We start from the raw sequence: 21524 nt of genomic DNA on the forward strand, positions 1-21524 counted from the left end.
CGAAAAGCATATTTTTATACGAATTCGCTATTGATTTACGGGGGACCTTCCCGCCATTCTAACTGTTAAATTCATTCATAACTTCGGCAAAAGGTCTTTGCAGCCACGTTTCACATGCATCAGCACTTTTTTCGATGCTTGAGGCGACATCTTCCTGCTGTTCTTTCGAAAATGACCGTAATACATAATCCACAACTGGCATGGCTGTCTCAGGTCTCCCGATTCCGATTCGCAAGCGGTTAAACTCTTTTGTACCAACATGGTCGATGATGGAGCGGATACCATTATGGCCGCCATGTCCGCCTTTTTGACGTAATCGGATTTTTCCCGGCGGCAGATCGAGGTCATCATAGATAACAAGCACGTTATCAGGATCAATGTGATAAAAGTCCATTAACGGGCGAACAGATTCACCGGAAAGGTTCATAAACGTCTGCGGTTTCAGAAGTATGACCTTTTCGCCATCATGTGCTTCCACCGTTGATTTGCCACTGAATTTATCCTTTTTTAATGTCCACCCGTAACGACTGGCCAGCTCATCAATGACCCTAAAACCAATATTGTGACGAGTTTGGTAGTATTTTTTCCCTGGATTGCCCAGGCCCACGATACATTTCATTTAGCTACTTCCTTTGTGGTACTTTTATAAAGTTATCTTTTTTCGTATGGAGTCAAAAGAGGAAAGCTGCCAGTCCTTTTTGAACTGCATTTTCTCATGAAGCAAAACCCTCCTAAAATCCAGTGGTCAGGAGGGTTATTACTCATCATGCTATTCGTCTTTTCCTTCCCCATCATCGGCTTTAGCATCCACCAGTTCAGGCTCGGCATTTTCATCCGGTGCCTCTTCAAGATCGTCCATCGTATCCGGTGGAACCACAGTAGCAACCGTCGTATCTGGTTCTTCAGTGATTTCGTAGCGGTCGGCTTTCGGGAGGTCATTGACTGTGATGGTATCGCCAATGCCCAACTCAGCGACGTCCACTGCAATCACTTCCGGAATATCCGCCGGTTTAGCCCGTACCTGCAATTCATAGAGTGGTTGCTGGAGGACTCCGCCGTCCTTAACACCAGCAGGCTCGCCGTCCAGTGTAAGGGATACAGATACATCCATCTCTTCTGCCATGTTGACGATATAAAAGTCTGCATGAATCAATTCATCTCTCAACGGATCCATCTGATATTCATGAAGCATGACATCCACAGGTGACTCATTCTCAATATTGAGTGAGATAATCGCATTTCTGCCTTCATCACGTACTGTTTTAACTAATTCGATACTATCGACGGAAATCGTCTTAGGTTCCTTGTCCTTACCGTATACAACCGATGGGACATTGCCTTCAAGCCTGATTTCCTTTGTTGCGGATTTCTTAAGGTTTTCACGTTTTGCTGCATTAAGTTTTACTGCCATTCCGATCACCCTCCATTATTTAAAAACCTGTTTCTGACAGTTTTCATATTGTGATTTTTTTGTTTCAGTAATGTTTTTATTAAAACATAGTTTGTGTTTTTACACAAAATACACCCGTTTTAGTTTTTAGTTACAAAGGCAGGGTTAGTCAAATAAAATACTTACCGACTGCAACTCATGAACACGAGTTATGGCCTCGCCAATCAGCGGTGCAACGGATAACTCTGTCACTTTATCACTCTTTTTCTCTTCCGAAAGCGGAATCGAGTTGGTAACGACCAATTCCTTAATTTTTGAATCGTTTATACGCTCCATAGCAGGTCCTGACAGAACGGGATGTGTACAGCATGCGTAAACGTCGGTGGCACCATTTTCGATTAATGCATTGGCGGCAAGTGTAATCGTACCTGCTGTATCAATAATATCATCAACCAGGATGGCTGTCTTTCCTTCGATATTACCGATAATATTCATCACTTCTGAAACATTTGGGCGCGGGCGTCGTTTGTCGATGATTCCGATTGGAGCCTTTAGGTAATCCGCCATCTTCCGTGCCCGGGAAACACCACCGTGATCCGGGGAAACTACAATGATATCATTAAAGTTCTTCTCTTCAAAATAATTGGCCAAAATGGGAACACCTTGTAAATGGTCAATAGGAACATCAAAGAAGCCCTGAATTTGCGGTGCATGCAGATCAAGGGTAATGACACGATCGGCGCCCGCTGTTTCCAGAAGGTCAGCTACCAACTTGGAAGTGATTGGTTCTCTTCCGCGCGCTTTACGATCTTGTCTGGCATAACCATAATACGGCATTACAATATTAATTGATTTTGCTGAGGCGCGTTTCAGGGCATCAATCATGATCAACAGTTCCATCATGTGCTGATTGACCGGTGAAGAGGTTGATTGGATGACATACACATCATAGCCCCGGACACTTTCCTCAATTTTAATCTGAATTTCACCATCGCTAAAAGATTTAACCGTACAATTGCCCAATGTTGTTCCGATATGATCCGCAATGTCTTCAGCTAATGTTGGATTTGAATTTAACGAGAAAACCTTCAAAAAAGAATCCTTATAGCCAGATGCCATGAAATAAACCCTCCGTTATTTCTTTTTTTGATTTTTGATTCGTGATGCGTAGCCTTCTTTATTCGTTTGTCTGGCACGGGCGATCGATAATGCGTCATCAGGTACATTGTTCGTAACGGTGGAACCTGCAGCCACATAAGATCCTTGCCCAACTGTTACTGGTGCGATTAAATTGGAATTACAGCCGATAAAAGCATCGTCTTCAATCGTTGTCAGATACTTATTCTTCCCGTCATAATTAACGGTAATCGTGCCACAGCCGATATTAACATTGTTCCCCACATCCGCATCGCCGATATAACTCAAGTGTGAGACTTTACTTTTATCACCTATAGACGACTTTTTCACTTCAACAAAATTACCGATCTTTGCTTCGTTACCGATAGTTGCTTCCGGCCGAATGTGGGCATAAGGGCCGACCTGCACCCGGTCGCCTATATGGCTGTCTTTGGCAACACTTTGTTTAATAACCGACGCCTGTCCGACATAGCAATGATCTATTTCTGTATGGGGGCCGATTTCAGCATCTGTTTTGATGGTTGTTTTTCCTTTAATGACTGAACCCGGGTGGATGACAACATCCTGCTCAATCATAACATCCGGACTGATGTATGTGTTGTCCGGATCTATCAGGGTTACGCCATTCCGCATATGCTGCTCATTAAGGCGATTTTTCAGTGTCTTCTCAGCACGAGCCAGCGCCACCCGGTCATTGATGCCCATCGTTTCTTCAAAATCAGAAGTTTGAAAAGCACTTACTTTCGCATCCCAGCTTTGCAGAATTTCGATAACGTCCGGCAAATAGTACTCGCCCTGTGCATTATCATTCGATACGTGATGCAATGCATCGAACAGCGCTTTATTATCAAAACAGTAGGTGCCTGTATTGATTTCATCCACTTGAAGCTCTGCACTGGCCGCATCTTTGTGTTCAACAATGCGTTCCACTTCATTCCGATTATTACGAATGACCCTGCCATAGCCTGTAGGGTTCGGAGCCTTTGCGGTTAATACGGTTGCCTTGGCACCTTCCTGTTCATGATGGTCAAAAAGTTGCTGGTATGTTTCATTTGTAATTAATGGGGTATCTCCACAAACGACTATTGTCGTTCCATCCTTATTTTTTAGTAAATCCTCTGCCTGTAAGACGGCATGGCCTGTCCCTAATTGTTCCTCCTGCAGAACCATTTGGCTGTCATCACCAATATGTTCAGCGACTTGTTCGGCACCGTGGCCGACGATTGTAATCATTTTATCAAGACTTACCGGGTTTAATTGTTCGATTACATGCTGTACCATCGGACGGCCCATAACTGGATGAAGCACTTTATATAGAGCCGACTTCATGCGGGTACCCTCTCCTGCAGCAAGAATCACAGCATAACGTTTTGCCATGAGGAATCCTCCATTCCATTTATCCAATATGAATATATCTTAAAAATACGTTAATTTCAACAGATAAAGGCTTGAAGATGGCAAAGAAAATGATACCAGAAATATAGTGAATGATGTAAACAGAGCACTCTGCAACTGACCAAATCATGCAAACAAAATTAAAAAACAACGCCTTCACTCGTTCTTTCGTGATGGCGTCGTTTTTATGATAAGGTCATCCATAACTTATATAAGATAAGCGCAAGCGCCTTGTTCACCCCCGAAAAGCTTAAGCAAGAATTTGTAGTGGCGGGTTTTGCCACGTAAAATTATTGCTTAAGACCTCGAGGGGGTAGGCGCTGGAGCTGGACATGGCTATTGCTGACAAAGAGCTTGATATAGCCGAAAATTTTATACTTCCTTATCTTTCAAAAAAGAAGGGCTAACCTGCCCGCAGATCAGACCCTCTGTTGATGATTAATTTAGGATGCCCCGGCTTCCTCGTATTTTTCCGCTCCGTCTCCGGCACGTCGATATTCTTCCAGCACTGCATCCTGTATCTTACCGCGAGTGTTCGAATTGATCGGATGGGCAATATCCCTGAACTCACCATCTGGTGTGCGTTTGGAAGGCATCGCCACAAACAACCCGTTATTGCCGTCAATCACGCGGATATCGTGGACGACAAACTCCTCATCCATGGTAATTGATGCAATGGCTCGCATTCTCCCCTCTGTGTTCACGCGGCGTAATCTAACGTCAGTCACTTCCATGATGTTTCACCACCTTTTCCCTTTTGAACTTATTACCATACTTCAACAAAACCATAAGAAATCCTGCCTATTTCCCAAAAAAGTTTTAGAAAATATTGCCTTCTTTGGTAAAGGGGTCAGAATGGCGATTCAATTCCAGGAAAAATTTCCGTGATGCACTTCAATGGTATTTTGCTTGATGTCCACATTCGTAATTTTCACCAGAGATGTATAATGCTCAACCACCCGCTCATCTTCTTCATCATCTGCTTCCGCCAGTACACCGATAGCTTTGAGGTTGGCGTTAAACTCGCCCAATAAACTGATCATGCCGTTAATCGTTCCGCCCGCTTTCATAAAGTCATCAATGATACAAACATTCGCATGATCATTTAAGCTTCGTTTCGGCAAAACCATTGTCTGGATCTTTCGTGATGACCCGGAAACATAATTGATACTGACAGAGGAGCCCTCGGTCACTTTCGGATCACGCCTGACGATAACAACCGGTACATTCAGAACTGCCGCCGTTGCATAAGCAAGCGGGATACCTTTTGTGGCAACAGTCATCACCACATCAATTTTCAAACCGGAAAAGGCAGAGGCTAATACACGGCCTATTTGGTTCACCATTTTGGGATCACCTAAAATATCACTCATATACAAGTAACCGCCCGGAAGAATACGACTAGGGTCCTCCAATGTGTGACAAAGTCCATCGATAAACCGGTTGCCTTTTTCCCGCGAAAACTCGGGTATGAAGCTGACACCCCCTGACGCCCCTGGAATTGTTTGTAACCGGCCAACGTCTTCTTCTTTCATGACACGGTCCACAATCGACAGATCTTCACTGATGGAAGACTTCGCTGCATCATATTTATCGCTGAAATAAGGCAGTGAGATATGCTCATTAGGATTTTCCAAAAAGTAATTCATTAAGGATACTAAGCGATCACTTCGTTTCATTTGGCCACCTCTCGTTTTATATCCGAATGTTTTAGCTAATTATATCATTAACGTATGTATTTAACCAAATCTTCAGCGGCGATCAAGCAGCCGGACGACGTAAACCTCATCACAAAATCCTCTCAATCCATTATAAATACGCCTGGCTTTGCTGAAATGGCTGGTGAGACCCACAACCGTCGGGCCACTGCCGCTCATAACGGCACCATCTGCACCCGTCTGAAGCATCTTGTCCTTGATGCGCCGGACGTCCGGATATAATGAGAATGTGACACTTTCCAAGGCATTGCCGATATAATGGCACAGCCTTCCAAAATCCTTTTCTTCCAAAGAACGCATGACCTTATCTGTTTGCGGGTGGTGCAGTGTGTCCATGGTGACTTTTGGGAAAATATGTCTGGTGGAAATCCCAATATTCGGTTTTGCCAGCACAACATAGCAGGAGGGGGGTGAAGCAAGGGTATGGATCTTCTCGCCATGGCCTGTCCCAAGTGCGGTACAACCATGAATACAGAAAGGGACATCAGATCCAAGTGTTGCACCCAGCTCAACCAATTCATCCAGTGAAGCGCCAACCGACCACATCCGGTTAAGACCGCGCAGCACAGCAGCTGCGTCACTGCTTCCACCGCCAAGCCCGGCGGATACAGGGATGTTTTTTTGAATAGCAATGTGGACACCATGATGCAATTGATATTTATTTTTAAAAAGAAGCGCAGCCTTATAGGCGATGTTTCGTTCGTCATTGGGAACGTACTGGCTGTCAGTAGAAACATCAATAATATCCGTATCAATGGTGTTTAATTCAATACGATCAGCCAGATCAACCGTCGTCATAATCATCTCAACTTCATGAAATCCATCCTCACGTTTTCCAAGGACATCAAGTGATAAATTAATTTTAGCCGGCGCCCGTTCAAATAAAACCATCTCTACCACCCACTCTTTACGAAGACTTGGCTTTTTCGCAGGAGTTAACATACTTTCCGAATGAAAAACTACAGCAAATTGTATCACATTCAGGTAGCAGTGGCGACCTTTAGCTGGTCAGCCCGGTAAGCCGCTTTTAAAATTAAGAAAAGCGCGGGGCGCCTTGTTCATCCCCGAAAAGCTTTAGCATGCATTTGTCGTAGCGGGTTTTGCCACGTAAAATGATTGCTTAAGACCTCGAGGGAGGGAAGGCGCTGGAGCTGGATATGGCTATTGCTGACAAAGAGCTTCATATAGCTAAAATTTTATACTTTCATTTTCTTTAAATAAAAAGGCAAACCCCCTCAAGGGTCTGCCTCACTATTTCATGTTTTGCTCGGCCATTTCAATAGCACGTTTCACCATATTTCCGGCATCCTTTGCTCTGATGCCGCCCCAGCCTTCTTTCTGAACGGTGTCGTAAAAGCCTAACTCTTTTGCGATTTCTTCTTTCAGCTGATCTGACATTGCTCCGCCGCGTTTGGCCACGAAGAACATCCCCTTTCCATAAAGAGTGCTTACGACACCATATAGTTTATGGAAACTGCAGAAAGAAACACCCGTTAGATGTATGCAAAAATGGAAAAATATTGCGTTAACCTTTGATCCAAAAACCTTGCATATTTACTGCGCTAATATCGAAAACTTAAAACAACCAAATAAAAAGCAGTAAACCCGGGTTCACTGCTCTGCAATCATCGCTTGTTCATCCTGAAAACTTAATTCCACTGTTTCGGTCAACACGTCGGCATAGCTGTATGAAACACGTTCGAATGCATTCTCGTCCTGATCCAATTCAACAATAAAGACGGATGGATACGTTTCCGCCAATATGCCGCATCGTACAATTGTTTTTCGCCTGCCACCGTTGGCTTTTAAGCGTAAACGTTTTCCAACATGGCATTCAAGACCTTGCTTAATTTCGACTAATGTTTTTGCCACTATACTCCACCTCGCTCATAGACAATAATAGCACATGCTCGTATAATAGTCAAATAAAGCATTATATTATAACAGCATTGCTTTTTCGATGTCAACTGGAAAAATCGTCTTTCTATCTTTATTATGACAAAAACTTTACAAATTATGTATGAAACAGTGAAAGGATGCCGAATAGTCGGTTCAGAAGTAAAAGGAACCGGCTTGACACCGATTCCTTCTTTATGGCGCTCCATTGATATTCACATCGCTCTTTTAGTTGTCTTCTTCAGCCACATAAGGCATTCCTGTCCGTAAAAGCCCCCTTGTTTCCACGCCACCCATTCCTTTTTCACCGGTTAATGTATTGCGCAGTGCGTCCCATACTCCCACTTTTTCCATAAACGGTGTATAAGCGATTTTTGCTGCAATATAAACCGGATCCAATGCATGAATGTTAATACGGGATGGAGCGCTTGCAAAATTCGCTCCAGCCCGGATAAGTGATTCAAAATGCGATTGGCAGGCACCTGCAAAAATCACCAAATCATCCAGCCGCGGATGTTTTTGCCTGATCACCTCGACAGTTTCGGCAAAATATTTGGAATGACGATAAGCGCGAAGATCGTTTTTTAACGATTTATTCCCGGAAAACGCATCATGACCCGTAATGACGATAATGTTAGGTCGAATATCGTCCACAAGTGAGCCAATTTCATACGGCATTTCCTTTTCATGGACATAGACACCATGGACCTCAAGACCTACCCTGTTATATAATTCAGTACATTTCCTGAGATATGTCCGGTCACCATCCACATGCAGAACCTTTGTGGGCAGTTGAAAAAACCCGGATGAATGCTGATAACCATCCCCTGATTGATACGCACGCTTATCCTTCATTAGCTGGTAATCTTGCCGAAACAGCCGATAGGAGAATTCCTCCTGCTCCTTCGTTTTCTGCTTCAGTCTCTTTAAATCCCGCTCCCCGATACGCACCAAATCATCCAGGGGAGCGTCTGCTGCAAGACGCATATCTTCCCCATGCAATATAGCCGTATTGCCAGTAACTGAGGCGATACGGAATAATAAATCATGCTTATGTGATTTCCGTGTGACGCGTTCACCTGCTGAAAAACTCATAAATCCACCCCATAGCCTCTGATCCGGATGAAAGTCTCTACCTGTAGACTATGACGTTAAGGGCTTCCTTGTGTCTGTTCCTATAACAGGGACAGAGACGGCTACACGAAACATATAAAGTTTTCAGCACAACTATAAAAAGCTGGGGACGCCCGCTGGAGTCTACGTATATTTCCTCCGCTGAAACAATTCACTGTTCGGCTTTTGTGCTGAATTTTTTGTCCCAGCCTCTTACGTTCCTTTTTCGATTAAATTGTAAAATGTGTTGGCTAATACGGCAAACTCCTCCATATTCAGGGATTCACCGCGTCTTGCTTCATCAATGCCAGCTTGCTGCAATCCATTTGAAACCGTTTGGTTATCGAGAGACGCTTTAAAATGCCTGATCAGATTGTTCCGCAATGTTTTTCGCCGTTGTGCAAAACATGCCTTGACCAGATCGAAAAAAAAGGACTCATCCACAACCTGAACAGGTGCGTTCTCTCTTCTCGTCAATTTTAAAACACTTGAATCAACATTTGGCGGTGGCATAAATACGCTTTTGGGAACGTTCATGATCACTTCTGCCTCAGTATAATACTGAACGGCAATAGACAGTGATCCGTATCGTTTATTATTTGGCGCTGCCGCCATCCGTTCAGCCACTTCTTTTTGAATCATGACCGTAAAACTGGTTACCGGCAAGTTTTCACGTAAAAGTTTCATCAGGATTGGTGTGGTTATGTAGTACGGCAAGTTTGCCACAACATGGATGGGCTGACCAGGCTTGAAATGGGCCTCCATCATGTCAGTGACATTTGCTTCCAGAATATCCTGATGAATAACCTGAACGTTATCATAAGCAGCCAGTGTGTCTTCAAGGACAGGAAACAGACGCTGATCAATCTCATAGGCTACGACCTTATCCGCATTGACTGCCAGCTGTTCGGTCAGCGCACCGATGCCCGGCCCAATTTCAACAACACCTTTCCTTTTATCGATCCCTGCTTTTTGAATGATGTGATTCAGGATATTGGTGTCAATGATAAAATTCTGTCCTAGGCTCTTTTTAAAGGAAAAACCATATTTCTCAAGTATCTCCTTTGTTCGTTTAGGTGTTGCAATCCATTTACCCGTCATTGTTTTCCTCCTGGAAGATCTGACTCATGGCGTCATCAAATTGTTCTTTTGTTATTTGGAACATAGCAAGCCTTTTGAGCAGCTGTTTGCCGTTGGTGTGCCCGATTTGCAGTAATTCGCCAAGTCGGTCCCGTCTCGCTCGTGCTTTTGAACCGCCGATAAGGCCCGCCGAAACCAGGTCTTCCCTTGAAATGTCGGAATCTCCTTTTTCAGATATCGAATAAACACCGCGAAGCGCCTCCCGGATCGCCTCAGCCGAAGCATGTTCAATCCCGAGACTTTTCCGATCCGGATGTTTTGCACGAGCAGCTTCACGGGGCAAAAATGCATGCTTGCAGCCTGGGACAGCATGATCAACAATATGCCGAATGCGATTACCCGGGTAATCCGGATCGGTAAAAATAATGACGCCGCGCTTAGCTTGCGCGTGTCTGATCTGGTTTATCACGTTAGCATTAACTGCAGAGCCATTGGTCTCAATCGTATCCGCATCAACCGACTGATGGATTTTAGATGTGTCATCGCGTCCTTCTACAACAATAACTTCTTTGATTTTCACGTGTATTCCTCTTCTCATAAAGTGAAACTTCATTCTGCGAGACGTCCTATCGCAACGCCCTTGTTGCCAACTTGTGTCAGGAAGGACAGAACCGGCATTGGGCGGACAGATATCTTGCGCTTTTTGCCGGATTACTGTCCATTATGTGCGGGATACAGTAATGCTCCTGCCACAATTGTTTGACAGGAGCATTATATCACATTCATATCTTAATCAAGAACTTTGACTTTAACAGTTTTTCGCCCAAAACTGTTCGCTTTACCATTCGATGAAAAATGCAAGTCGATCCGGTTACCTTTAATATGGCCGCCTGTATCGCCGGCAATCGCGTTCCCATAGCCTTCAACCCAGACTTTGGAACCTAAAGGGATAACGTTCGGATCAACGGAAACGACCTTAGGATTTTCTCTTAAATTGATGCCTGTAGCGGTGTAGCCACTGCCGTTGCAGCCCAGGCAATCGACTGTATACGCGCTCGCGTTCATGTGCATCACTTTGCCGCCACTTTGGTTATTGCTGCCATTATCATCGTGATTCGTTTTATGATTACTTTTATGATTGCTGCTTTCTGTTGACAGTGTTGTCAGGTTCTGTTCCGGTTTCTTTGTGCCAAGTGCGACAACTCGATTCTGGCTTTCCTTTTTGACTTGCCTATCAATCGTCTTCCGGTTGACTTCCTCACCATTTTCTTTTGTTATTTCAACCGTTTTTTCAAGGAGACCTTTCTTGCCTTCAGAAATAACCTTTTCTTTCCCATCTGCCAGGTTTTTGTCCTTGCGTTGTTCCGTTTCAAATTCAATCGGTTCTTCCACTGTTTTTGTCGCTTTTTCCACGCGCGTGATGTTGATCTCGTCGCCTTTTTCAACCGTCTTTTCAAGATCAGGCTTTACTTCATCCAACTTTTTATTAACTGAGATATCGTTAGCGTCTAATATTTCCTCGACTTTTTCGCCTGTCGTTGGTTTGATATCGACTTCTTCACCGGCGTCATAAAGCGTCACTTCAAATGCCTTATTAACGGAATAGACCATCTCATCGGTTATTTCATCATTTTTGGAATGAGATGTGTCATCATGTTTCCTGACAGCTATGTCTTTTTCTTCAAGAAATTCACTGATTTTGTCAGCTGTTGTGTAATAAACTTTTTCGCTGCCATCAATCTTAACGGTCAATTTGTTGGCTGCTTCGTATGTAATCGTCATGCCATCTTTAATAGCTTCATCTATGTTATGGGATAGTTTGTCATGTTTGTCGTACGAAATGCCTGCCTCATCAAGTAATTCGTGTACGGTATTAGCACCTGTTGTTATGGTTTGCTTTTCCCCGTCTTCAACGACGGTCACCTCTGCTTTGGCTGTTTCAACAATGATAAACCCTGAAAAAGCAATGAGTGCCAAAAGCCCGGCCCCGGATAGAATCCATTGCCAGGTTGATCTCGGCAAAAGTCCAGAAAAAATTTTCATTTTATTTTGCCTCCTTCCATCGCGATTTTGATTATATAGACAGTACTATGCAATTACAACGAAATTTCGTTTACGGTTCGTTTACAATTGAATTTCATAACGTTACCATTGTATAACAACGCCCCCATAACCCTGATATGAGCACATTTTGACAATAAAAAAAGGCCAGCATCTGTGTCTGACCTCACCAACGTATCCTTACTTCTTGCGTCATATTACAATGAAATGACGACATATTTCATGACTTTTTTTCGATATTAAAAAATTCAAGGGCGTTTTTTGTTGTTACGTCACTAAGTTCCCCGAATGGCATCTCCCGCAGTTCGGCAATTTTCTCAGCCACTAATTTGACGTATGCCGGTTCATTGCGTTTCCCCCGATTTGGATGGGGAGCTAGAAACGGGGCGTCCGTTTCAACGAGCAGACGGTCAAGCGGGACTTCGACAGCCACATCTTTCGGCAGTGTGGCATTTTTGAACGTCACCGGGCCGCCAAGTGAAATGTAAAAATTCATATCCAGAAAACGTTGTACATACTCAGCTGAATCATTATAGCAGTGCATAATACCGCCGATCTCACTTGCTTTTTCCTCCTGCAGAAGTTCCATAATATCTTCTGTCGCTTCCCGGTTATGGATGATAATCGGCATATTTACTTTTTTGGCCAAGGCTATCTGCTTACGGAAGACGTCTTTCTGAACATCTCTCGGTGACTTATCCCAATGATAGTCAAGCCCCATTTCACCGATTGCCACCACTTTAGGATGGCCTGAGAGTTCTTCAATCCAATCAAGGTCTTCATCGGTCATATCCACCGCATCAACCGGGTGCCAGCCAACAGCCGCATAAATCGTGTCATGTTGTTCCGCAATTTCAATTGCCAGTGGAATTGTCTGACGGTCAAACCCGACGACAACCATATAGTTCACCCCGGCGTCAAATGCACGCTGGATGGTTTCTTCCCGATCTTCAAAAAACTGGTCCGCATTCAAATGGACATGTGTATCAAATAACATAGCAACACTCCTTCGTCACAGGAAAAGGTCAAACCCATTTGGGCTGACCTTTTCCCCGCTTTTATATTATTTTACGATGGAACCGTTCGGCAATGATTGCTCCACAGAAGCCAGAACAACCTGCCCGCTGTCATCCTCTCCGGCCAGAATCATCCCTTCTGATTTCTCGCCGCGGAGTTTGACAGGCTTCAGGTTCGTCACACAGATGACTTTTTTGCCAATCAGATCTTCCGGTTTATAATATTCGGCGATACCTGATACGACCTGTCGTTTGTCTGCGCCGGCATCCAGCTGAATTTTCAACAGTTTATCGGTTTTTTTCACCGGCTCAGCTTTCAGGACTTCTGCCACACGCAAATCTAATTTCATGAAGTCATCAATCGCGATTTCCTCTTTCTGTTCCGGTACGTGGCTTTCAGGTTTTTCCTCTTCTTGTGCAGGCTTTTGCATCATCGCCTTGATGGTTTCAACTTCCTTGTCCACCTCAAGCCGAGGAAAGATAGGGTCACCTTTCTGGATGTTTGTGCCTGCTTTGATTTGACCATTTTCATAAACACAGTCCCACTCGTTTAACGTGGTATCGTCTATACCGAGCTGACGGAATATTTCCTTAGGGGCCTCCGTTAAAAATGGCTGCAGCATGATGGCGACTTTACGCAATGATTCGGCAAGGTGAGCCATCACATTACCAAGTCGCTTTTTATTAGCTTCATCTTTTGCAAGGATCCATGGTTCCGTTTCGTCAATGTACTTATTGGTCCGACTGATCAGCTGCCACAGTGACGAAAGAGCCACTGAAAATTGCATATTGTCCATCGCGCTTTCGACTTTTTTGATCGTTTCGGTTTGAAGTTCTTCCAGTGACTGTTCGACATCTGTTTCTGATGCGACATATGCTGGAACCTCCCCGTCAAAGTATTTGTTAATCATCGCGATGGTGCGGTTCAACAGGTTGCCAAGGTCATTGGCCAAATCATAATTTGTTCGTTCAACGAAGCCTTCGGGCGTGAACACCCCGTCAGACCCAAATGGGACTTCACGCAGCAAATAATACCTTAGTGCATCAAGGCCATACCGATCGGTTAACTGAATCGGATCGACTACATTGCCTTTTGACTTGGACATTTTACCATCCTTCATCAGAATCCAGCCGTGGGAAAAGACTTTTTTCGGCAGTGGCAGGTCCAGCGCCATCAGCATAATCGGCCAGTAAATCGTATGGAAACGGACAATTTCCTTACTCATCAGGTGCACATCTGCAGGCCAAAATTTCTGATACAGCGAATCGTCATCTGTCCCGTAGCCCAATGCTGTAATATAATTAGTCAGGGCGTCAACCCAAACATAAATAACGTGCTTCGGGTCTCCCGGAACTTTAACACCCCAGTCGAAAGTTGTCCGTGATACTGCCAAATCTTCCAGGCCTGGTTTAATAAAATTGTTCAGCATTTCATTTTTCCGGCTTTCCGGCTGAATGAATTCTGGATTTTCCTCATAAAATGCCAAGAGCCGGTCGACGTACTTGCTCATTTTAAAGAAATACGATTCTTCTTTTACCTTCTCAACAGCCCCGCCACAGTCGGGACAATGCCCGTCATCCAATTGGCGTTCCGTGAAAAACGATTCGCATGATGTACAATACCAGCCTTCATATTCATCAAGATAAATATCACCTTGTTTTACCAGCTGGTCAAAAAGCTTGGCCACCACTTTTTTATGACGTTCCTCAGTCGTTCGGATAAAATCATCGTTGGTAATTTTTAACTTGCCCCATAAATTTTGAATACCACTGACAATCTCATCGACATATTCCTGTGGTTCCATGCCTTTTTCCTGTGCTTTTCGTTGGATTTTCTGACCATGTTCATCCGTCCCGGTCAGGTACATAACATCATAGCCGCGCAATCGTTTATAACGTGCCATGGCATCACCGGCAACTGTGGAATAAGCATGTCCGATGTGTAAATTGCCGCTTGGATAATAAATTGGGGTCGTGATATAAAACGTGTTCTTTTCAGTTGGCATTGGCTTACCTCCTCCATCATTAATGTCTATTGTAGCCATTTTCCATCCATTTGCCAATAAAGGCCTTTTAACTCAAACGATCAGTGGTTTTCCCAGTGAACGTTATTTTAACAGAAAAAACAAGGATTGTTTAGTTAATTTAATTTTCATATTTATTTTTATCTTATGCCGGTTTTATATTGACACTAATTATAATGGCTGGTACTATATTCCATAAGCAAGTGTCGAAACATGCCGAAAAATTTTAGAACAACGGCATTATAAAAAACAAACCATTAGTTAGAGGGGAGAAATGGAAAACATGAAATCTACCGGAATTGTTCGGAAGGTTGATGAACTCGGCCGTGTTGTCCTTCCGATTGAATTGCGCCGTACACTCGACATCAACGAAAAAGACTCCTTGGAGATTTACACGGATGATGACAATGTCATATTAAAAAAGCACATACCCAACAAGACATGTCAGATCACCGGGGAAACATCCGACGATAATTTCACATTAGCCAATGGTAAAATTGTGCTTAGTCCTGAAGGGGCCAGTCAGCTTATTGAAGAAATTCAGTCACAGATGGATAAATAGTCAACGCTTTTTATAAAGTGGAACTTCATTCAGTGGGGGTTTTACTGCCCGTTAAGGCGGGATAAAAACTTCTGTATGTGAGAAAAACGGCTGACGCTTTGGTTTTTCAACGTCAGCCGTTTTTAGCCGTGGGTGGTGGAGCTTGAGTATTTATTGATCGATATGGTATGCCTGATAAACATCCCGCTTTGGCATATGCCGGTCTGCTGCCACACGTTTGATGGCTTCCTTACTGGAAAGCTCTGCTTCATCCATATAATGCGAGACGTGCTCAACGATTGAAAAGCTGCTCCACCAAAGCGCATTTTCTTGTGGTGATTTGTCGAATGTTCCTTCCACCACCAGACAAAATTCGCCTTTTAATTCCGTCTTGTCAGCCCAGTCAATAAGCTCCACGACGGTTCCGCGTATATATTCCTCAAATTTTTTCGTCAATTCACGGGCAATGACGATTTCCCGGTTGCCAAGATGCGCCTGCAGCATTTTCAGCGTATCAGTCACTCTGTAAGGTGACTCATACAGCAGCAGGGTGCCATTTAATAACTTTAACCGCTCCAATTCCGCTTCTTTGTCCTTCTTTTTCCGTGGCAGAAACCCATAGAATAAAAATTCATCCGCTGGCAGGCCTGAGCCAACCAGTGCACATAATGCGGCGTTTGCGCCAGGTAAAACAACAACCGGATAATTTGCTTCAATTGCTGCCTGCACCAATTCGTAACCCGGATCTGATATCCCTGGCATACCCGCGTCACTGACAATGGCAATCGATTCACCGTTTTTCAGACGATGAAGCAGCTGTTCACCTTGTTTCTCCTTGTTATGTTCATGATAACTGATAAGATGGGTAGTAATATCAAAATAATTCAACAGCTTTTTCGTGTTCCGTGTATCCTCCGCAGCAATGATGGACACTTCCTTCAATGTCTTCAGTGCCCGAAACGTAATATCTTCCAGATTCCCGATCGGCGTCGGGACAACATAAACCGCGTTTTGTTCCTGCCCACTAAAGCTCTTTTGAATGTTCATATACCATCACTTCTTTCAGCTTATCCCGGATTAACTGGGCTTTCCCTTTCCGTTTCAGCTGTTTAATCTCATGTTCCCTCTTCATGGCTTCCTCTTTCGTCGCGAATTTCTCCACAAAAACAACTTTAAAGGGGCCGCGGCCACGTGTATACTTGGCTCCTTTTCCTTCTTCATGCATCCTGAGGCGGTGCTCCAAATCATTAGTGTATCCGGTGTAAAGTGTGTTGTCAGCGCATTTCAGGATATAAACGATATGTTCATTGGTTTCCATAAATGATCCCCTCTGCTTCCATTGTATAAGAATGATCATCATTGTAGATGTATAAAGGCGGTAAAATCGTCAAATCAGCACGGCCATCCCGAACGCCTTCAATCAATAGCATGTTGGCATCTCGTCCCTGTTTTGGATAGACAAGTTGAAGACGCTTAGGCTCAATTTTATACTGCCGGAATAACGTCAGAATATCCACCAGCCTGCCCGGACGGTGCACCATGGCGACTTTTCCGCCAGGCCGTACATGTAGCTTACTTGCTTTGACGACATCTTCCAGCGTGCTGTGAACCTCATGCCGGGCAACCGTCAAATGATCGTTTTGATTATGCTCTGTTTTGGCGGGTGTTGCAAAATAGGGCGGATTGCAAGTGACGACATCAAATGTGCTGTGTCCTAACACATCTTTCATTTCCTTTAAGTCGCCGTGAATCATGGTTAATCGATTCTCAAGCCCATTCAATTCCACACTTCGTCTTGCCATGTCAAAAAGCCGCTTCTGTATTTCAACACCTGTGATTGATCCATGTGTCCGGCGTGATAACAATAATGGTATCACACCGTTCCCGGTGCATAAATCAAGAATATGGCCTTTTTTTATCGGCACATAAGCAAAATGGGCAAGCAACACCGCATCAAGGGAAAACGCAAACACGTCAGGGCTCTGAATAATGTGCATGTTGTCCTCTGCCAGCAGGTAGTCAAACCGTTCATCATCAAATAACTGTACCATTCAACACTTCCGTTCTTTCAGCGATATAAAAACTGCCTCTACAGGATAGAGACAGCTCTATAATACGCTATTTCGTTTTGTTAAGAAACTCGAGGCAAAATAGGCAATCTTCTTCCCGCCGTGGCGTGCCAAAATGTACATTGCAAATATGAAACCCCTCTTCATAGAGCCTTGCCAGGTTATCATAGCCTTCTCCGGGAATATTACTGGTTTCGTTCACAACTTCATTCTCCTTAAAATCATCATCTGCCTGCTCCAAACGGCTGCGCAAATGATGATTTTCCATTTCCAGACGGTGTTTTTCTTCTAACAGATGACTTAATTTTCCTTTTAAATCACCGAGTTGTTCATATAATTCACCGATTTGTGTTTCCATATCGGATACCTGATCGAAAATTTGCCGTTTTGACACGCTTACTCACCCCACTATTCTGTGGCCTGCGCTGTAATAATGCCCTCATCAATCATTTCATCTAATGTATATTCGATAACACGTTCTTTTTCGGGTATTTCAATATGAATGACCCGTTCCAGAATATTCAAACCGGTAACTTTCCCTTCACCATATGGTGTTTTGACATGCTCGCCGATATCAGGCAATTCACGTTTTGCCGTTTCATAGTTGTCATTTTCATATTTAAGACAACACATAAGCCGGCCGCACAACCCGGAGATTTTCGCAGGATTCAGTGACAGGTTCTGATCCTTCGCCATTTTAATGGATACCGGTTCAAAATCTCCAAGAAATGTCGAGCAGCAAAGCAGTCTGCCACACGGGCCAACACCGCCTAACATCTTGGCTTCATCGCGCACGCCGATTTGTCTGAGCTCGATCCGTGTTTTGAACGTTGCAGCCAGATCTTTCACCAGGTTACGGAAATCCACCCGGCCGTCAGCCGTAAAGTAGAAGATAATTTTGTTGCGGTCAAATGTATATTCAACATTCGCCAGATTCATATCCAGCTGATGGTCCTTAATTTTTTGCGTGCACGACTCCAGTGCTACCTCAGCAAGCTCCTGGTTTTCAACGACTGTTCGTTTATCTTGTTCATCGGCCACACGAATAACGCGCTTAAGTGGAAGCACAACATCTTCTTCATCAACCTGTCTATTCGTAATGACCACTCTTCCAAACTCGATACCGCGAACTGTTTCAACAACAACATATTGATCAATTTCCAGATCATTGTTCCCCGGATCAAAATAATATAGTTTACCCGCCTTTTTAAAACGGACACCGATTACTTCTACCATGTAATCACCCCTGTATTTGAATGGTGAGCTGCTCCATCACAAGTGTCGGGTGGACATTTTGCTTAAGTTTCCGTTTTGCATCAAGCAATTTGTTCAATATATCCAGCAATTTTTCCTGTGAGAAGAACAGCACCAGATTTTCAATTGCCGCATCATCCTTTGCAAAAACGGTCATAGCGTCCTTTCTGCCAATATGATAATAAAGGATATCTTTAAACGCCAAAAGCAGTAAATCCAATCCCTGTTCCTGCTGCGGACGTTCTTTGAAATGCGGCAGCCACTGCTGATGGATGAACAAATAAGCATCATGTGCGTTTGTTGAAAACGTTTCTACCAATTGTATCATTAATTTTCGTGCCTGCGCAAACCACTCGTCTTCACTCCAGGAGACAGCCTCGTCCAGGTTATTGGTTAAGGTGCTAAGTAACACAGCCGACCGCCTGGATATGCCCTGATGAATTAACTGTTCTTGAAAAGCCTGCGGGTGGAGAGGTTTCAAATCAATTATCTGGCAACGTGAACGAATCGTCGGTATGATGGATGAACTGTTTTCGGTCATCAATATAGCAGTCGTCTGTTTCGATGGCTCCTCCAAAAATTTTAAAATGCGATTGGAAGCATTTGGTGTCAGCGTGTCAGCACCTTTCACAACATAGACCTTTTGATCGGTTTCCATGCCTGAATATGTGAACTCCTTTTGAAGATGTTCAATCTGTTCTTTTTTGATGGACTGCCCGTCGGGTTCAATCCAATGCAAATCGGGGTAATTACCTGAATCGATCCGTTTACATGCATTGCATTCCTGACAGGGCTCCACACCGGACCGGTTGCTGCAAAAGAGTGTCTTTGCCAGTAATAGCGCCACCGCCTCTTTTCCTGTTCCGCGTTCACCCTGAAGCAAATAAGCATGAGAGATGCGGTCCTTTTGAATGCTGTTGGTCATGATTCTGCTTGCCAGCGGCTGGATTTCGGTTAGTTCAGACCACGTTTTCATTTCTTCCCCTCTTTTTATTTACATATATAGATTGACCAATAGACCCCTAATTTCTCCGATAAGACCCAGCAAGTCCACCGTTTTTCGTTCATGATTCATGATTTCTTCGGTTAATTCAACCAGCTTTTCGTCCACTTCCTTGACAATGGCCAGTTTATGATTATGACCATCCATACTGAAATGGTGAGACGTCTCTAATGCCAGTCCACCATTTACGGTTTCCTGTAAAAATTGTTTGACCATCCGTTTAAATTTGGCCAAATCACGAAAGGAACGAAACCGGGCAAGCTTATTCCCCTGTACCGTAATATTCTTCATCAACTGCTGAATTTCCTGCTGCTTGAGCTGATGTGTTTGGGACTGAACCATTTCGTTAAATGACGGCCGGCCTTCTGCAGGAGAGCGCCCTGCTTTTGTGGGTGTATCCATTTTTGATTGCAGTTCCGAATTTACTTTCATTAAATCAGTCCCCTTAACACACGCCTTCACTTTTCCTATCCGGCTTTGCGGAAACGCCTGCAACACCTTTGTTTCTAAAACTGCATGAATTGTTCAATTGGGAGGATAAATACTGTTGCACCGCCGACTTCGACTTTGACCGGCTTTGGAATATATGAATCAGCATTGCCGCCCATTGGTGAGATCGGTGCAACCATCTGTTCACGTTTGGAGCAATTGTCCTTGATGACATTCAAGGCCTGGTCGACATATTGATCCTCACAGCCAATCATTAAAGTGGTGTTGCCTTCTTTTAAAAATCCGCCGGTGGTCGCAAGCTTGGTGATTTTAAAATTTTCTTCACCTAAGGCATCAACAAGACGGTTGGTGTCTTTATCCTGAACAACTGCAATGAGTAACTTCATGGCTCCTCAACCTCCTTTCCGTATTTTTAAATAAGAGTCGATATATTTCACTGCATCAAATTCAACTTGTGCAAATGACTGATCCGCATTAATGACCTGAATGCGGTCCGGAAACTTTGACACAAGTAATTGATACGCTTCATAAACCTGTTCATGAAACCGGATATTCTCAAGATCGAGACGGTTTCTTTCTCGATTTTTATTCGCTGCAATGCGGGCTAAACCCTTTTCCGGTTCAATATCAAAAAAAAGTGTCCGATCCGGCATCATATCCTGAATGGCAAACTGATTAACTGAAAACACTTCATCAATCCCGAGCTTTCTGGCAAACCCCTGATAGGCAAGGCTGCTGTCGACAAACCGGTCACAGAGAACGATTTTCCCTTCTTCCAGGGCAGGGAGAATCTTTTCAGTCAAATGTTGTCTGCGTGCCGCTGCCAGCAGTAATGCCTCGGTCCGTGCATCCATTGCGGTATGTTCCGGGTCAAGAATGACGTCACGGATTTTTTCGGCTATTTCGATGCCCCCGGGCTCCCGTGTCGCTAGGACATGATAGCCAAGATCCGCCAGTTTTTTTTCAGTTGACTTTAGAATGGATGACTTACCGGATCCCTCGCCACCCTCAAATGTGATAAAATAACCGTTCACGTGTCGTTACTCCTTCTGCAAAAAGATTGTCTGTATCTATTATACCATGATTCAGCGGATTTTTTAATTGGACACCAATGGACCTGCCTGCTTTTTTTTAATAATTTACCCCATCATAAGGCAAAAGCCCATCAGCGAACAACACTTAATAATTGGTGGAAAGCTCCGGGTAAGCAGCACTGGTATATTGTATTCATGGATGAGCGCTATAATTTCTTTTGTTTCAAAAGTATTACCAAAATAATCCGGATAACTTAGCACCACGAGTTTTAGCGTCCGGACGCCGTTGCAGTGCCACTCTTTCCGACGCTACAACAAAAAAGGCCTCTGCTAAAATTCGCAG

At 43.9% G+C, this 21524-nt stretch carries 25 protein-coding genes; 1 reads left to right on the forward strand and 24 read right to left on the reverse strand.

Annotated elements, in window-relative coordinates:
- Positions 1–58 precede the first annotated feature (58 nt).
- The 15 genes from pth to metG form a co-directional block, all read right to left on the reverse strand.
- Complete coding sequence (gene pth / locus E4U82_RS09220) at positions 59–619, reverse strand: aminoacyl-tRNA hydrolase (RefSeq protein ID WP_135109912.1); 561 nt, start codon at positions 617–619, stop codon at positions 59–61.
- A gap of 150 nt (positions 620–769) precedes the next feature.
- Entirely contained in the window at positions 770–1411 is a 642-nt protein-coding gene (locus tag E4U82_RS09225; RefSeq protein WP_135109913.1) for a 50S ribosomal protein L25/general stress protein Ctc, read from the reverse strand.
- A 144-nt stretch (positions 1412–1555) separates the two neighbouring features.
- Positions 1556–2509 carry a ribose-phosphate diphosphokinase gene (locus E4U82_RS09230; RefSeq protein ID WP_135109914.1) on the reverse strand — a complete coding sequence of 318 codons (954 nt, stop codon included), beginning with the start codon at positions 2507–2509 and terminating at the stop codon, positions 1556–1558.
- Between the two features lie 15 nt (positions 2510–2524).
- A complete protein-coding gene (gene glmU / locus E4U82_RS09235; RefSeq protein WP_135109915.1) occupies positions 2525–3904 on the reverse strand; it encodes a bifunctional UDP-N-acetylglucosamine diphosphorylase/glucosamine-1-phosphate N-acetyltransferase GlmU in 1380 nt (459 codons plus the stop codon).
- 461 nt (positions 3905–4365) lie between these two features.
- Positions 4366–4656, reverse strand: coding sequence for a septation regulator SpoVG (gene spoVG, locus E4U82_RS09240; RefSeq protein ID WP_135109916.1), 291 nt, complete (start codon positions 4654–4656; stop codon positions 4366–4368).
- Positions 4657–4785: 129 nt separating this feature from the next.
- Positions 4786–5601 (reverse strand): pur operon repressor, encoded by an 816-nt coding sequence (gene purR / locus E4U82_RS09245; protein WP_135109917.1) that lies wholly within the window; start codon positions 5599–5601, stop codon positions 4786–4788.
- A gap of 72 nt (positions 5602–5673) precedes the next feature.
- Positions 5674–6531, reverse strand: coding sequence for a 4-(cytidine 5'-diphospho)-2-C-methyl-D-erythritol kinase (gene ispE / locus E4U82_RS09250; RefSeq protein ID WP_135109918.1), 858 nt, complete (start codon positions 6529–6531; stop codon positions 5674–5676).
- A 360-nt stretch (positions 6532–6891) separates the two neighbouring features.
- Positions 6892–7068 carry a small, acid-soluble spore protein, alpha/beta type gene (locus tag E4U82_RS09255; RefSeq protein WP_425339515.1) on the reverse strand — a complete coding sequence of 59 codons (177 nt, stop codon included), beginning with the start codon at positions 7066–7068 and terminating at the stop codon, positions 6892–6894.
- Between the two features lie 183 nt (positions 7069–7251).
- On the reverse strand, positions 7252–7512 hold the full coding sequence (gene veg / locus E4U82_RS09260; protein WP_135109920.1) for a biofilm formation stimulator Veg: 261 nt from the start codon (positions 7510–7512) through the stop codon (positions 7252–7254).
- A 252-nt stretch (positions 7513–7764) separates the two neighbouring features.
- Complete coding sequence (yabG, locus tag E4U82_RS09265) at positions 7765–8631, reverse strand: sporulation peptidase YabG (protein ID WP_135109921.1); 867 nt, start codon at positions 8629–8631, stop codon at positions 7765–7767.
- 231 nt (positions 8632–8862) lie between these two features.
- Positions 8863–9750 (reverse strand): 16S rRNA (adenine(1518)-N(6)/adenine(1519)-N(6))-dimethyltransferase RsmA, encoded by an 888-nt coding sequence (gene rsmA, locus E4U82_RS09270; RefSeq protein ID WP_135109922.1) that lies wholly within the window; start codon positions 9748–9750, stop codon positions 8863–8865.
- Positions 9740–10309 carry a ribonuclease M5 gene (gene rnmV / locus E4U82_RS09275; protein WP_135109923.1) on the reverse strand — a complete coding sequence of 190 codons (570 nt, stop codon included), beginning with the start codon at positions 10307–10309 and terminating at the stop codon, positions 9740–9742. Before rnmV ends, rsmA begins: the two co-directional genes overlap by 11 nt.
- A gap of 209 nt (positions 10310–10518) precedes the next feature.
- Complete coding sequence (locus E4U82_RS20460; protein WP_135109924.1) at positions 10519–11772, reverse strand: resuscitation-promoting factor; 1254 nt, start codon at positions 11770–11772, stop codon at positions 10519–10521.
- A gap of 238 nt (positions 11773–12010) precedes the next feature.
- On the reverse strand, positions 12011–12787 hold the full coding sequence (locus tag E4U82_RS09285; RefSeq protein WP_135109925.1) for a TatD family hydrolase: 777 nt from the start codon (positions 12785–12787) through the stop codon (positions 12011–12013).
- Between the two features lie 66 nt (positions 12788–12853).
- Complete coding sequence (gene metG / locus E4U82_RS09290) at positions 12854–14812, reverse strand: methionine--tRNA ligase (RefSeq protein ID WP_135109926.1); 1959 nt, start codon at positions 14810–14812, stop codon at positions 12854–12856.
- A 301-nt stretch (positions 14813–15113) separates the two neighbouring features.
- Here metG and E4U82_RS09295 point away from each other — a divergent pair, with 301 nt between their 5' ends.
- Positions 15114–15392, forward strand: coding sequence for a transition state genes transcriptional regulator AbrB (locus tag E4U82_RS09295; RefSeq protein WP_135109927.1), 279 nt, complete (start codon positions 15114–15116; stop codon positions 15390–15392).
- A 150-nt stretch (positions 15393–15542) separates the two neighbouring features.
- Here the strand turns inward: E4U82_RS09295 and rsmI are convergent, their stop codons facing one another.
- The 9 genes from rsmI to tmk all read right to left on the reverse strand — a co-directional run bounded on the left by rsmI (position 15543) and on the right by tmk (position 21181).
- Positions 15543–16418: a 16S rRNA (cytidine(1402)-2'-O)-methyltransferase gene (rsmI, locus tag E4U82_RS09300; RefSeq protein ID WP_135109928.1), complete on the reverse strand. Its 876-nt coding sequence runs from the start codon at positions 16416–16418 to the stop codon at positions 15543–15545.
- Positions 16396–16689: a GIY-YIG nuclease family protein gene (locus E4U82_RS09305; protein WP_135109929.1), complete on the reverse strand. Its 294-nt coding sequence runs from the start codon at positions 16687–16689 to the stop codon at positions 16396–16398. The genes rsmI and E4U82_RS09305 overlap by 23 nt, the downstream gene beginning before the upstream one ends.
- The gene (locus tag E4U82_RS09310; protein ID WP_135109930.1) at positions 16676–17422 is read right to left on the reverse strand and encodes a tRNA1(Val) (adenine(37)-N6)-methyltransferase; all 747 of its coding nucleotides are present in this window, start codon (positions 17420–17422) and stop codon (positions 16676–16678) included. Before E4U82_RS09310 ends, E4U82_RS09305 begins: the two co-directional genes overlap by 14 nt.
- Before the next feature lie 67 nt (positions 17423–17489).
- The gene (gene yabA / locus E4U82_RS09315; RefSeq protein WP_135109931.1) at positions 17490–17834 is read right to left on the reverse strand and encodes a DNA replication initiation control protein YabA; all 345 of its coding nucleotides are present in this window, start codon (positions 17832–17834) and stop codon (positions 17490–17492) included.
- A 14-nt stretch (positions 17835–17848) separates the two neighbouring features.
- On the reverse strand, positions 17849–18676 hold the full coding sequence (locus tag E4U82_RS09320; protein WP_135109932.1) for a PSP1 domain-containing protein: 828 nt from the start codon (positions 18674–18676) through the stop codon (positions 17849–17851).
- A 4-nt stretch (positions 18677–18680) separates the two neighbouring features.
- The gene (holB, locus tag E4U82_RS09325) at positions 18681–19670 is read right to left on the reverse strand and encodes a DNA polymerase III subunit delta' (protein ID WP_135109933.1); all 990 of its coding nucleotides are present in this window, start codon (positions 19668–19670) and stop codon (positions 18681–18683) included.
- A gap of 18 nt (positions 19671–19688) precedes the next feature.
- Positions 19689–20129, reverse strand: a complete 441-nt coding sequence (locus E4U82_RS09330) for a YaaR family protein (protein WP_135109934.1) — start codon at positions 20127–20129, stop codon at positions 19689–19691.
- Positions 20130–20203: 74 nt separating this feature from the next.
- A complete protein-coding gene (locus E4U82_RS09335; protein WP_135109935.1) occupies positions 20204–20533 on the reverse strand; it encodes a cyclic-di-AMP receptor in 330 nt (109 codons plus the stop codon).
- 6 nt (positions 20534–20539) lie between these two features.
- Complete coding sequence (gene tmk, locus E4U82_RS09340) at positions 20540–21181, reverse strand: dTMP kinase (RefSeq protein WP_135109936.1); 642 nt, start codon at positions 21179–21181, stop codon at positions 20540–20542.
- Positions 21182–21524 lie beyond the last annotated feature (343 nt).

The sequence above is a fragment of the Lentibacillus salicampi genome (assembly GCF_004565465.1).
In the GTDB taxonomy this organism is placed as follows: domain Bacteria; phylum Bacillota; class Bacilli; order Bacillales; family Amphibacillaceae; genus Lentibacillus; species Lentibacillus salicampi.